The sequence below is a fragment of the Mycobacterium sp. UM_11 genome (genome assembly GCF_001414075.1).
In the GTDB taxonomy this organism is placed as follows: Bacteria; Actinomycetota; Actinomycetes; order Mycobacteriales; family Mycobacteriaceae; genus Mycobacterium.
This window is the reverse complement of record NZ_LATC01000067.1, coordinates 1-12,933: the sequence shown is the minus strand read 5'-3', so window position 1 is coordinate 12,933 and position 12,933 is coordinate 1. Positions and strand designations below refer to the sequence as shown.

Sequence of the window (12,933 nt, the reverse complement as noted above, 5' to 3'; positions counted from 1 at the left end):
AATCGGCCCGGCAGTGTGGCCTAACTCTATTCTCGTAGAGAACCACACGGCGAATGGTCTGGCAAGACCCCATGCCGCGCGGCTCGCCGTAGGTGCGGGCGCGGTCATCCGAGTGCCGTGGCCCGGCGCTCGCCGGCGGGGCGCTGCCCTTCGGCGCCGGTCAGCCGGCCGCGGTGGGAACTACGAAGAATGCCTGCCGCGATGGCCGACAGGATCCCGTCGAGTTGCTCGGGACTGTCGACGACCCGGTCGCCGTGCGCGAAGCGCACCAGAAGGCCATTGATGAACGTCAGCGTCACGTTGCTCAGGTCCTCGATGAGCGCGGGGTCCATGTCCGCGCCGTGCGGCATGAGCTGGACCAGAATCTCGCGGTGCAGCTTGGTGAATTCGTCGGTGGCCCGCTGCAGGATCGCGGCCAGCGACGGGTCGCGGGCGGCCTGCATGGTGAGCTCGTAGCGGGCCTTGGTCCGAAACAATTGCGGCTCGCTGCCGGATCGGATGACCACCTGGGACAGCCGCGAGGGCGAGGGGTTGTTGCCCCGACCGTCGGAGTCGTCGGCGACGGATTTCAGGTCGGCGAGGTCGAGCTCGGCCAGCCGCTCGGCCACGGCACGCAGCAACGCGGAGCGGGTGCGAAAGTAGAACGACGTGGTGCCGTCGGGCACGCCGGCCTTGCGATCGACCTTGAGATGACTCAATCCCTTGGCCCCGTCGTCGGCCAGCAGCTGAATCGCCGCGTCGCATAAGTCGCGGCGGCGCTCCCCGGGATTGGGCTTTCGGCGTTTGTTCATTGTCTTGGAATGAGAGGCTACTCTATATTCGTAGTGTCGGCAAAGTTTGGCAACCCGGGACGCCGGACGCTCTTTGGCAAGGGAGCGGGCGTGCACCGCCGAGCCAAACGGCTAACCGCCCACGTCCGCATCCTCGATCGCTCGCCCGAAATCACTGATTTTCGTCAGGCCGTAGCGCGCCGCGGTCGCGGCGGTCACCACGATGCCGTTCTTGTTCTCGGCCGGCGCCGGCCGCAGAGCGACGAGCCCCGTTTTCTGCAGCGCCCGGGCGAGCACCGCATGGGCTTGGTGCGGATCCGAGATCCCGCCCCGCCCCCCGTCCAGATAAGCGAGGAGGCTACCCACATACTCGGGGACGAGTCCCACCGCGCCGTCGCGGAGCAGCGGAAAGTACGTGTCGCGGTTGCCGATCCCGAGCCGCCGCTCGACCGGGAAGCCGGCGTCCGCCAGCGCATGGGCGTAGAGCTCCGCCACGGTCACGCTCTCGGCGAAGTTGGCCGAGCCGACGACGATCGCCGGCCGGTCTCTTCGCGATTCGCGCGGCGTCGGGTTGTTCCCTCGCTCGGAGAGGAATTCAGCCGCCGCCGCCCCGGGAGGTGAGCCGCGAAGGACGCGGCGATTGAGCTCGGCGAGGCGCTCGGTCGTGAGTTCCGCGCTGACGGCATCGATCGTCGCGGCGAGGCGCGCTCCGTAAGTCACGCGCAACTCGTCGCGCAGGATCGGCGTCACACTCTCGGCGGGCTGGGCGTGCCGGTCATCCTCGAGCAGTACGAAGTCGCCGGCGAGGAGGCGTGGATCGGTCGTGAAGAGCACGCCCACCTGAATCGCTCCCGTTCGCAGCGCGTCGACGGTGCGCGGCCCTCCGGCATCGGTGACACGAAACATTTTGAAGGTGAGCCCATACCGCGCGCGCAGCAGCGGCAAACAGAGCAGCTCGCTTGGACATTCGGGACCAGAGCCGAACACCAACGTCTCGGCCACTATCACGTCCGGCTCCGCTCGTTCACGGGTCGAGCTTGTCGCTTTCGAAGACCAGGAAGCTCGCCCCCTGGGGATCGCTCAGGACGCTGAAGCTGCCCTTCGGCTGCTCCGTCGGACCCGAGAGAACGGCGCCGCCGTTGGCGACGGCGGTTGCGCCAGCCTCGGCGACGTCGGCCACGACGAAGTAGGGCAGCCAGCGCGACGGCCCCCCGGCGTCGGCCGCCGTCAGACCGCGCAGCCCGCCGTTGTCGCGCGCTCCCACACGGATCACCCAGTAGGGCACCGGCATGCCCGCAAGGAACTCGATGCGCCAGCCGAACAGCCGGCGGTACCAGGCGATCGCGGCATCGACATCCGGGGTGGCAAGCTCATTCCACGTCAGGCATCCGGGCTCGTTCACACGGGTCGCGCCGAAGTGCCGGCCGGGCTGACAGAGGTGGATAACGGCTCCGTGCGGATCGCGCACGACCACCAACCTCCCTCGGTCTCCGAAATCCAGCGGCCCTTCGAGGATGGCGCCCCCCAGCGCACGGGCGCGGGCGGCCGCCGCGTCGGCGTCGGCGACCGAGACGTGCGAGTTCCAGCGTGGCTCAGCACCGGCGGGGTCGGTCGCGCGGAGCGCATAGAGCCCGGCGACCTCCTGCTGCTCGCGGCGCAAGACCGTGTACGCGCCGCCGTTCGCCATGCGCCGCTCGTCCGGCGTCCAGCGGAAGAGCGTCCCATAGAACGCTGTGGCGGCCTCCGGGTCGGTCGTAGCGAGGTCGACCCAGCTGAACGTCCCCTCCGCATACCCGGTGCGCGCTCCCATCCGCGCAGCCTACCCAGGCGAATCGCGCACGCAGGTCGAATCGAGATGCGGGGACGGCGATCGAACGCCCACGGCGCTTCCCGGGATTGGGCTTTCGCCACCCCCGGGACGGCGGGTGCGTGGACCGCCAAGCGCACGCGCGCCGGCGCGGGTGAAACCGGCTGCCGGACGACGACTGGAACAATGGCCGAATGGTTCAACGCCGAGTGCACATCACTGCGGGCGCCCGACTCGCGTGCGCCGGCCTGCTTGCGACGCTGTTGTGCGGCTGCCACTCGGCGCGGCAGGCGGCCACACCCACCACCTCGAGCGCCGGCGCCACCACCACGACGCCCACGCCGGCACCGCCACCCGCGCCGATCGTGAAAATCGCGCCGTTGCCCGTACGCCCGGTGACCAAATCGCAGCCCACCAGCCCGGAGAAGTGCCCCGCCACCGACCCGAATCGACCGGTGGCCCCGACCGATGCCCTCACCACGTGCGACATCGGGCGGACCACGCTGTACATGCTGGGCCCGGAGTCCATGCAGCTCGGGCTGATCCACGTCGATCCGCCGAAGGCGCTGACGGCCGACTTCTACGAGGTGACCCTGATCCTGGACCCAGCATCGGCGGCGGCGTGGGCGTCATACACCGCCGCGCACCTGCAGGACCACGTGGCCTTCGTCCGCGGCAATCTCGTTCTGGAGGCGCCGATAATCGAGGATCAGGTCATGTCCGGGCGCATCGCGCTGACGACCCAAACCGCCCAGGGCGCCGCGCAATTGGCGCAACTGGCCGGCCGGCCATCCTGACATGACAACGGGCACCGACCGGCTCGGCATCGGCATGCTCAGCGTGTTCGGCCTTCCCCCAGTGGAATTGGTCAACCTGCCGGCGGATCTGGGCTGTCGTTACGTCTCCGCCGCGCTGCAGGGAATGCCGTTGGTGCCGCTCGGCTATCCGCGCTTCTCGCTCAAGGATGACGCCGCCCTGCGGAAAACCCTGGTGGCGGCGATGAATGACCGCGGCGTGACCATTTCACTTGGCGACGGGTTCCTCGTGCTCCCCGGCGCCGACGTGGGCGCGTTCGCCGGCGATCTCGACGTCCTGGCCGAACTCGGCGTTCCGCGGATCAATGTGGTCAGCCTGGACCCGGACCTGCCGCGCAGCTTCGACCAGTTCCAGACACTCGTCGAACCGGTGCCCGGCCTGACCGTCGGCGACCTGCCGACCGCGCTGGCCGCCCTGCGACATGTCGGACGCCCCGACTTCCGGTTGCTGATCGACACCATGCATCTGGTCCGCTCGGGTTCGGGCGCCGCCGATCTCGCCGCGATCGACCCGGCTTGCATCGGGTACGCCCAACTCAACGACACCACGCTGCGGCCGCGCAGCGAAAACTACATGGAAGAAGCCATGTTCGAGCGCATGGTGCCCGGCGAGGGCGAACTGCCCCTGCGCGACATCCTTTCGGTGCTGCCGTCCGACATCGTGATCGAAATCGAGGTACCGCGACGGTCGTTGGCGTTGTCCGGGATCAGCCCGATCGACCGGCTGCGACCATGCGTCGAGGCGGCGCGGCGGTTGCTGTCCGAGATGCCGTGAAGCGGCTGACGTCCGCCCCGCACAGGACGGGGCGGACGTCAGCCGGGTCGAACTACGTGCAGGGAACCCCGTGCGGGCCGCCGATCCACTGCCCGGGCGGCGATTGCCACGGGCAAATCTGCTTGACCTGCCCGGGCGGCAGCGGGTTCCAATGACCGTTGTCCACGACGTGTGGGCCCGGCGGAACCGGCGGCGGCCACGGACCCGGGTGCGCCTGCGCCATACCCGTACCAAGTCCGAGCGCCGCCGCGCTCAACGCGCCGACGATCGCGGTCTTACCTGCGAATTTCTTGACGTTCACTCTGCTGGCCTCCTCTCGGTCCCGTGGCTTTCCCATAGGGAACTCCGCGGTGTGCGGGGATGGACCGATCTCACGACCCCCAAATTGTCGCTAGAAGATTACCCCCGCCAGCGAAGTCTCAAACCGCCCCGCGCATAGGGTGACCTCGCCGTGGCGGTCAGCCGTTTGGGCGGCGGGCGAACGCCGGCGCGTGCTCCGGTAACACCCCGACACCGACGAAGTAGGCCGGCACGACCGAGAGCCACGGCAGCCGTTGCATCAGGCCCAGGAAGGCCGACGGCGGCGTGGGGTCGGCGCCGCGCAGCAACGGCCCGAGCAACATGCGGTGCAGCACCTGCTGCACGAGTTGCGTCACCACGGTGGGCAGGACGCGCCTGCGGTGCACCGCCGCGAGGTCGCGGTCGCCGACGCGGTGCCGTCGCAGCGGTTCGGCCAGGATGGTCGCGGCCGCGACCGCATCCTGGATCGCCAGGTTGATGCCGACGCCGCCGAGCGGCGACATCGCGTGTGCGGCGTCGCCGATGCACAGCAACCCGTCGGTGTGCCAGCGGCGCAGCCGGTTCACATGCACGTCCAGATGCTTGACGTCGTCCATGGATTGCAGCGCCGCCACCGACTCGGGCATGTCGGGCAGCAACTCCGCGACGTCCTGCCGAAACGCTTCGATGCCGCGCGCCCGCAACTGGGCGTCGGTGCCCTTGGGCCCCAAATAGGCGATCTGGAAATAGCGTTCGCGCGGGATCACGGCAAGACCCTTGCCCGGGCCGAGGCGAGGGAGGAACGAGTATTCCACGTCTTCCTTGTGCGGCAACCGAAACCACCACACGTCGAACTTCACCGGGAACTCGCGCGCCTTGAGCCCGGCCTCATGGCGGGCGATCGACCAGCGGCCGTCGCAGGCAACCGTCAACTCGGCCCGCAATTCGCCCTCGCCGTCGGGGCCCCGGTAGCGCACCCCGGCGACCCGGCCGGCCTCCCACAACAGCCCGGTCACCTCGGTGTTCATCCGCAGCGAGAAGTTCGGTTCCGTCTGGGCCGCATCGGCGAGCAGGTTGAGCAGGTCCCACTGCGGCACCATCGCGACGAAGGGGTGGGGCTGGCGCAACCGTTCGAAGTCGACATAGGTCACCGATCGCCCGTTGGATTCGAGCTTCGCGGTGCGCACCTCGGTAAAAGGCAAGGCCGAGAAGGGTTCCCACAAGCCGAGCTCGTCCAGGAGGCGCATGGTGGTCGGATGAACTGTGTCGCCGCGGAAGTCGCGCAGGAAGTCGCCGTGCTTCTCCATCAGCGTGACCTGCACGCCCGCCCGGGCCAGCAGCAGCCCGAGCACCATGCCGGCCGGGCCACCGCCGATGATCGCGCATGTCGTGTTGTCAGCCATCAGAATTCAACATCGAATACCGAGACGGGATCGAGGATCACACCGGCCTCCGCGACATAACGGTCCCACAGCGCCAACAGCTCGGCCAGCTTCTCGGGGCGCGAGCCGGCCAGGTCGTGGATTTCGCCCGGATCCGACGCGAGGTCGTACAGTTGCCAGTCGCCCGGACCATACGGTGCGGGCAGGTGCAGCGCCTTCCAGTCCCCCTGGCGAATTGCCCGGCGGCCGAACAACTCCCAGCCCGTGCCGGTGTCGGCGTCGTGGACCGCCTCCGCACCGCCGGACAGGTAGGGCACCAGGGAGCGGCCGCGGACGGGCGCCACCTCGCGCCCGCGGTAGACCGTGCCGGGGTGAACGGCCCCGGCCAGTTCGAGCACCGTGGGGGCGATGTCCATGACCGTGCTGAACGCGGTGCCGATCTGCCGCTGCCGCTCAAAGCCCCCCCAGGTGGCGAACCCGACCACGCGGATCCCGCCTTCGGTGGTGAACGCCTTGTGCAGGCGCGACGGCGCGGTGGCCGCCTGCGCCCAGCGCGGCCCGTACCAGATGAACGAGGAGGGCCGGCCGAGGTTGTCCAGGCTGTTGTCGCAATGCTTTTCGATCTGGGCGGCGATTCGCGGACCATGCAGCGGCATCGCCTCGACGATGGCGCCCTCGGCGCCGTTGTCGGACAGGAAGAAAACGACCGTGTCGTCGAGCTCGCCGCGCTCCGACAGGTAATCGATGACCCGGCCGATGTTCCAGTCCATCCGGTCGACCATCCCGGCGTAGACCTCCATGCTGCGGGCCGACACCGCCCGCTGCTCGTCGGTCATGTCGGCCCACTCCGGCGCGCCGTCCGCAACGACCGGGTGCGGCTCGACATCCGGCGGGCACAGGCCCAGCTTCTTGAGCGCCGCCAGTCGCTCGTCGCGAAGCGCGTCCGGCCCGGCGCCGTAGCGGCCGCGGTATTTCGCGATGGATTCGTCCGGCGCCTGCAGCGGCCAGTGCGGGGCCTGGAAGGGCAGATACGCGAAGAACGGCCGGTCGTCGTCGGGTGCGCGTTCGCTGAAGTATTGCAACAGCTTGTCGGTGTAGAAGTCCGACGAGTAGAAGTCGTCGCCGACGGTGACGAATTGATCGTCCTCAGTGTAAAGCGTTGGTACGGGCGAGAAGCTGCGCGCCCCGCCGCCACCGAAGTGGCTGGCCCCCGCGGGCAGCAACGCGAACGAGCGCTCAAACCCGCGGGCCCAGGGCGACGTCTCGATGGTGGCGCCCAAGTGCCACTTGCCCGACATCAGCGTCAGGTATCCGGCGTCGCGCAGCAGTTCCGGCAACGCCACGACCCGGTCGTTGAGATAACCCTCGTAACCGGGCGCGCCGCGGAAGGCGGGGCCGGCGACCTCGAGCATGGTGCCGATGCCCGCGATGTGGTGGTCCGTGCCCGTCATCAGCATCGCCCGGGTCGGCGAACACGCCGGCGCGGAATGGAAATCGGTGAACCGGATGCCCGCGTGCGCGAGCCGGTCGAGATTGGGCGTGTCGATTTCGCCGCCGAAGGCGCCGATGTCGGAAAAACCGAGGTCGTCCGCCACGATCACGAGGAAGTTGGGCCGCTTCACGCTGAAGCATCCTGCCAGGTGCGGAGCCCGGGCGGAATGCTGCCGCGTCGGGCCGTCGTTATTCTCGGGGCGGCGCTACCCGCGCCCGCACTGTGTCGTCGGGAGGGCTTGAGATGCTGGCACCGTTCGAAACGTCCATTCCGCTGGTGGCCGCCCCGATGGCGGGCGGGCCGACCACCCCGGCCATGGTGTCGGCCGCGACCCGCGCGGGCGGCCTCGGCATGCTCGCCGCCGGCTACAAGACCGTGGAGGCCGTCGAGGCCGAGCTCAAACAGATTCGCTCGGAAGGAATCCTTTTCGGTATCAACCTCTTTGCGCCCAACCCGCTGCCGGTCGACCCCGCGAGCTACCGGACGTACGCCGCGATCGTGCAGCGCGACGCCGATCAGTTCGGGCTGAGCCTGCCGCCAGACCCGATCGAGGACACCGACAAGTTCGACGAGAAGGTCGCGCTGCTGCTCGACGACCCGGTTCCGCTGGTGTCGTTCACCTTCGGCATCCCGCCGCGCAGCGTCCTCACCGCGTTGCGTAAGGCCGGCAGCGTCGTGGCGCAGACGGTGACGACGCCCGAGGAGGCGGTGCAGGCGCGCGACGCCGGGGTCGACGCGCTCGCCGTGCAGGCGGTGGCGGCCGGCGGGCACTCGGGCACGCTCTCGCCGCGGAAGCCGTTGACGCCGGTGCCGATCGCCGAGTTGGTCGAACGGATCGTCGCGGCGGTGCCGCTGCCGGTGATCGCCGCCGGCGGGCTTGCCACCCCCGCCGCGGTCGCCGAGGTGATCCGCGCGGGTGCCGCCGCGGCCGCCGTGGGAACGGTGCTGCTGCGTGCGGACGAGAGCGGCGCCTCCGCCACGCACCGGGCGGCGCTGACCGATCCCGCGTACACCGAGACGGTCCTCACGCACGCCTTCACCGGCCGCCCCGCCCGCGGTCTGCGCAACGCCTTCATCGACGCCCACGAGGCGCAGGCACCGCTGGGCTATCCGGCCATCCACTACCTCACCAGCCCGTTGCGTAAGGCCGCGGCCGCGGCGGGCAAGCCCGACTACGTCCACCTGTGGGCGGGCACCGGGTACCGGAACGCCACCGCGGAGCCCACCTCGGTGATTCTGCGGCGGCTGGCTTCCGAACTATGAGTATTCGAAGCGATTGAGCACGTCGTAGTTGCGGGCGCCCGCCACCCACATGACCTGATAGATCAGCCGCACCGGTGTCGAGTCGATCTGTCGGTAGCCGGCGAGCGTCGAGGTCTGCTCGAGCAGCCGCAGCCGCGGGTTCCATGCCTGAAGCGCCCGAGCGTCGCGGATGCCCCATTTGATGATGCCCCTGGTGAACGCCTTTGACAGCAACGGCGCCAGCGCCGACAGCGTGTCGAAATGCATTTCGCCGCAGCCGAATCGGTCGGTTAGGCGCAGCAGCAGCCGGCGAACCTCGCCCTCCGTCAGATACATCAGCAGGCCCTCCGCGATCACCAGCGTGGGGCGCCCGGTCGGCGTCTGCTCCAGCCACCGCGGGTCGGTCACCGACGAGCCGATCATGCGGTAGCGCTCGGTGTCATGGTAGAGCCGGCGCCGGAGCTCGATGACGCCGGGCTGGTCGACGTCGAACCAGGAAACCGATGGCGGCACGGCGAGCCGGAACGCGCGGCCGTCCAGCCCGCAGCCCAGGTGCAGCACCACCGCGTCGGGGTGACGCCGCAGGAAGTCGGCGCACCAGTCGTCGAGTCGCTTGGCCCGCAACGCGACCAGGTATTGGTTGGACGCCGGCAGCGAGCTGCGATGGATTCGCTTGAAGTCGTAGTCGATGCGCTCCACCGCTTCCGCGGCCGCCTTATCGCCCAAAATAGGCCGGCGCGAGCGGCTTTCGTGGGCGCGCAGGTACAGGGTGACGAGGTTTGTCCACTCCACCGAGCCCCACGGCACGGCGGTGAAGTCGACCTTCTCCGTCGAGGTCATGGCTTCCTCCTTGCCGCCCGATATTCGGTCCACATCTGCATCAGCTTCTCGCGGTAGGCATCGGTGCAGAACTCGCAGAAATCGCGGAAATCCTCGACGCGCTGCCGCTGTTCGGCCCGGTCCTCGTCCAGCACGGAAAGCGCGAACTCGGCGGGTTCGATGCCCATCCGCATCAGCGAGAGCTGCGTTCCCAGAACGCTGGTGAACCCGCCCGGCGTGACCCGGTAGAGGTGTTGACGGTCTGGGCTGGGCAACCGCTCCACCATGCCGCCCTCGAGGAGCTGCCGGGCGACGGTGCTGATGGAGGCCTTGCTGACCGACAACGCGTCGGCCAGCCGGGTCAAGGACTGCTCGGGCGGGTGGCAGATCAGCAGCCACCCGTATAGCCGGCCCATGGTCCGGGTGGCACCAAGCATTTCGAAGAACAGCCCGAGGCGGTCGACGAACTCGGACTCTTCCGGCGACATGATCCTCCATTACGTTTAGAACATACTGAACGTAGTTTACGCAATGGATGCCGGTCAAGGAGGGGCGCTTGCGGCGACGGCGATGCCCGCGGGATCAGAACGCGTCCGGGTTACGCTGCACTTCCGTCGGCACCGGGTGCCGATACAGGCGAGAGGCGTTCTCCCAGCTGAACTTTCGTATCACGTCGGCCGGCAGGTCACCGATCTGTTCGTGGATCGTCTGCTGGGTGTGGGGCCAGGTGGAGTCGCAATGCGGGTAGTCGGCCTCCAGCATGATGTTGTCCACGCCGATCCGGTCGCGTTGCACGAACGACGATTTGTCCTCCACCGCGCAGAACCAGAAGTTGCGGGTGAAAACCTCCGCGGGAGTCAGGCTTTCGCCGAGGGCCTGCCAGGTGCCGTACATCGCGTGATAGCTGAGCATGTGGTCGAGGCGATCCAGCAGCCCGGCCACCCATCCGATACCGCCCTCCGACAGGCAGATCTTCAGGTTGGGGAACCGGCTGGGCAGGCCCGAGTACAGCCAATCGACGGCCGCCGAGATGGCATAGGCGAAGAACAGCACGCCCTGCACGTCCGGCGGCGCGTCGTCGGTGGTGGACGGCGAGGAGCCCGACGACCCGATGTGCAGGTTGACGACGGTGCCCGTCTCGGCGCACGCCGCCATCATCGGGTCCCAGTGGCCGGAGTGAATGCTCGGCAACCCCAGCATCGCGGGGTTCTCGCTGAATGTGACGGCGTGGAAACCGCGCTCGGCGTTCTCGTAGATCATCCGCGCGCCGAGCTCGGGGTCCAGCAGCCACGGCAATTGGCATGGAATGATGCGTTCGGGGTAGGAGCCCGCCCACACGTCGAGGTGCCAATCGTTCCAAGCGCGCACCGAGGCCAGCGCCAGGTCGCGGTCGCTGGTCACCTGCTGCAGGCGCTGGCCGGCGAATCCCGGGAGAAACGACGGGAAATTGAGCGAGGCGTAGATGCCGTTGAGGTCCATGTCCCTGACGCGCTCGTGGATATCCCATGCGCCCCTGCGCATCTCGTCGAAACGGACCGGCTCGAAGCCGTACTCGGCCACCGGCCGGCCGACGACGGCGTTGAACCCGACGTTGGGCAGTTCCCGCCCGTCGTAGACCCACGTCTGTCCCCCGGCATCGGTCTCCACGACTTTGGGTGCCCGGTCGGCGAACTTGCGCGGCAGCCGGCCGGTGAACGTGTCGGGCGGCTCGACGATGTGATCGTCGACCGAGATCACCGTGTACCGCCGCGGCGAGCGCGGCGGGTCCGGCAGGAACGTCACCGAGCGCTGCCCGCCGGTCTTTGCGGTGGTGAAGTTCAGGTCGGCGGCCAGCTCGTCGATCGATTTCACTCGTCAATCTCCTTGCCGGACAGCGTGCGTGTAGCGTGCGGCGAGGGCTTCCGGCGTGAGCCCAGGGCGGGAATCCAGCCCGAATTTCGCCCTGAGCGCACGCCCGACGCCCTGGATGCACACTTGACGGTGTTCACGTGAGCACGTCGGGATCGGCCTTGATGGTCATCCTGGCCGCCCCCGCCCAATACACGTCGGCGGCGCGTTCGACGAGCGACCGCTGCATGCCCGCCATGTCCGACCACTTCATCGACACCGGTTCCTTGCCGGTGAGCAGCACGTCGTAGGCCAGCTTGCACACTCGCTCGATGGACGCCGCGCGGTAGACCGCCTCGGGCAGGTTGCGGCCGGTCGCGATGACGCCGTGGTTGACCAGGATGGTCAGGTTGGCGGAGCCGATGCGGGCCGCGAGTTCGGCCGCCCGAGCCGGCGTGTCGATCTCGCCGTCGTAGGTGTCCACCAGGCAGAGGTCGTCGAGGAACAGCGAACCGGTCTGGTGCACCAATTCGGGCAGCCGGCCCAACGCGGCGAGCACGCACACGTAGTAGGGATGGTTGTGAATGACCACCCGGGCGTCGTCGCGGACCCGGTGCAGCTCGGTGTGGATGTGGATGGCCGGGGTGACGTCCCACCGGCCGCGCAGCACCCGGGCTTCGTCGTCGACCACGCAGATGTCGGACGCGGTGATCTCCTGCCACCACAGTCCCCACGGGTTGACCAGCATCTGCGTCTGCCCGTCCGGTTGCCAGGTGATGTGTCCGGCCATGTTCTCGGCGAAGCCGATGCCGGCCAGGTGCCGGAAGGCCACGGCGAGGGCCTGCTCGTCGGTCAGCTCGACCCCGATGGGCGGGACCACCGACGGCGCCCACACCTCCAGGCCGCCGCGGCGCGGATCAGGAGCGGTCATCTTCGGCCTCCGTTCTGGCTCGAATATCCTCGCGCAACCGGCCTTTGGCAACCTTCCCGCCCGAGGACCGCGGCAGCTCGTCGACCACGACGAGCCGTTCCGGCCAGAGCTCCTTCGACACGCCCAGCCCCGACAGGTGATCGCGCAGCTCGGGCAGGTCGATGGTGGCCGAGTCGACGAGTTCGGCGTAGAGGCAAACCCTTTCGCCGAACAACGGGTCGGGCATCGCGACCGCCGCCGCGACCGCGATGGCGGGGTGGGTGGTTGCGGCGTCCTCGACCTGGGTCGCGCTGATGTTCTTGCCGCCGCGCAGGATGAAGTCGGAGGTTCGCCCGGTCACGGTCAGGTAGCCGTCCGAGTCGATTTCACAGATGTCGCCCATGCGCATCCAGCCGTCGCGGGTGAACAGCTTGTCGTGATCGGTCCCGCCCAGGTAGCCGAGGCTGGTCGCCGGACCGCGGCACGCGGGCTGGCCGCGCCCCGACGCGGTCACGTCCCGTTCCCCGTCGAAGAGCCGGACCGCCATCTCGGGGACGATCCGGCCGCCGGTGCGCAGCCGGCGTTCCCGCGGGTCGTCGACGGTGGTCGCGCTGAGCATCCCGGTTTCGTTCGAGCCGTAGAACTGCAGAATCGTGGCGCCGGTCAGCTCCTCGAACTCGGCGGCCGGGCGGTACGGCAGCGCCTCGCCGCCGGTGAACACCACGCGCAGGGAACTCAGGTCGTAACCGGGCGTGGCGGGATCCGCCATCAACATGGTCAATTGGGTGCTGACACAACACAATACGGTGGCGCGG

At 68.8% G+C, this 12,933-nt stretch carries 14 protein-coding genes; 3 read left to right on the top strand and 11 right to left on the bottom strand.

Features of this window, described 5'->3' with window-relative positions; translation table 11 throughout:
- Nucleotides 1-104 precede the first annotated feature (104 nt).
- The 3 genes from WU80_RS16825 to WU80_RS16815 form a co-directional block, all read right to left on the bottom strand.
- The gene (locus tag WU80_RS16825; RefSeq protein WP_055401515.1) at nt 105-791 is read right to left on the bottom strand and encodes a TetR/AcrR family transcriptional regulator; all 687 of its coding nucleotides are present in this window, start codon (nt 789-791) and stop codon (nt 105-107) included.
- A gap of 111 nt (nt 792-902) precedes the next feature.
- Complete coding sequence (locus WU80_RS16820; RefSeq protein ID WP_231633839.1) at nt 903-1,772, bottom strand: glycine betaine ABC transporter substrate-binding protein; 870 nt, start codon at nt 1,770-1,772, stop codon at nt 903-905.
- A gap of 22 nt (nt 1,773-1,794) precedes the next feature.
- Nucleotides 1,795-2,580, bottom strand: a complete 786-nt coding sequence (locus WU80_RS16815) for a VOC family protein (RefSeq protein ID WP_055401519.1) — start codon at nt 2,578-2,580, stop codon at nt 1,795-1,797.
- Between the two features lie 191 nt (nt 2,581-2,771).
- Between WU80_RS16815 and WU80_RS16810 the strand changes: the two genes are divergently transcribed.
- Entirely contained in the window at nt 2,772-3,374 is a 603-nt protein-coding gene (locus WU80_RS16810; protein ID WP_055401521.1) for a hypothetical protein, read from the top strand.
- Between the two features lies 1 nt (nt 3,375).
- Complete coding sequence (locus WU80_RS16805) at nt 3,376-4,167, top strand: sugar phosphate isomerase/epimerase (RefSeq protein ID WP_055401523.1); 792 nt, start codon at nt 3,376-3,378, stop codon at nt 4,165-4,167.
- 52 nt (nt 4,168-4,219) lie between these two features.
- Here the strand turns inward: WU80_RS16805 and WU80_RS25500 are convergent, their stop codons facing one another.
- From WU80_RS25500 to WU80_RS16795, 3 genes are all read right to left on the bottom strand, one after another.
- Nucleotides 4,220-4,468 carry a hypothetical protein gene (locus WU80_RS25500; RefSeq protein ID WP_055401525.1) on the bottom strand — a complete coding sequence of 83 codons (249 nt, stop codon included), beginning with the start codon at nt 4,466-4,468 and terminating at the stop codon, nt 4,220-4,222.
- A 157-nt stretch (nt 4,469-4,625) separates the two neighbouring features.
- On the bottom strand, nt 4,626-5,849 hold the full coding sequence (locus WU80_RS16800) for an FAD-dependent oxidoreductase (protein WP_055401527.1): 1,224 nt from the start codon (nt 5,847-5,849) through the stop codon (nt 4,626-4,628).
- The gene (locus tag WU80_RS16795) at nt 5,849-7,450 is read right to left on the bottom strand and encodes an arylsulfatase (RefSeq protein ID WP_055401529.1); all 1,602 of its coding nucleotides are present in this window, start codon (nt 7,448-7,450) and stop codon (nt 5,849-5,851) included. Before WU80_RS16795 ends, WU80_RS16800 begins: the two co-directional genes overlap by 1 nt.
- A gap of 113 nt (nt 7,451-7,563) precedes the next feature.
- Here WU80_RS16795 and WU80_RS16790 point away from each other — a divergent pair, with 113 nt between their 5' ends.
- Nucleotides 7,564-8,583, top strand: a complete 1,020-nt coding sequence (locus WU80_RS16790; RefSeq protein WP_055401532.1) for a nitronate monooxygenase family protein — start codon at nt 7,564-7,566, stop codon at nt 8,581-8,583.
- On the opposite strand, the gene WU80_RS16785 is transcribed toward WU80_RS16790, so the two are convergent.
- The 5 genes from WU80_RS16785 to WU80_RS16765 form a co-directional block, all read right to left on the bottom strand.
- Complete coding sequence (locus WU80_RS16785; protein ID WP_055401534.1) at nt 8,578-9,402, bottom strand: class I SAM-dependent methyltransferase; 825 nt, start codon at nt 9,400-9,402, stop codon at nt 8,578-8,580. The genes WU80_RS16790 and WU80_RS16785 overlap by 6 nt on opposite strands.
- A complete protein-coding gene (locus WU80_RS16780; RefSeq protein ID WP_055401536.1) occupies nt 9,399-9,869 on the bottom strand; it encodes a GbsR/MarR family transcriptional regulator in 471 nt (156 codons plus the stop codon). The genes WU80_RS16785 and WU80_RS16780 overlap by 4 nt, the downstream gene beginning before the upstream one ends.
- 94 nt (nt 9,870-9,963) lie before the next feature.
- Nucleotides 9,964-11,232: an amidohydrolase family protein gene (locus WU80_RS16775; protein WP_055401538.1), complete on the bottom strand. Its 1,269-nt coding sequence runs from the start codon at nt 11,230-11,232 to the stop codon at nt 9,964-9,966.
- Between the two features lie 133 nt (nt 11,233-11,365).
- On the bottom strand, nt 11,366-12,139 hold the full coding sequence (locus WU80_RS16770; protein WP_055401540.1) for a class II aldolase/adducin family protein: 774 nt from the start codon (nt 12,137-12,139) through the stop codon (nt 11,366-11,368).
- A partial coding sequence (locus tag WU80_RS16765; protein ID WP_156371797.1) for a class I adenylate-forming enzyme family protein occupies nt 12,126-12,933 on the bottom strand: 808 nt, incomplete at its 5' end. The genes WU80_RS16770 and WU80_RS16765, both read right to left, overlap by 14 nt.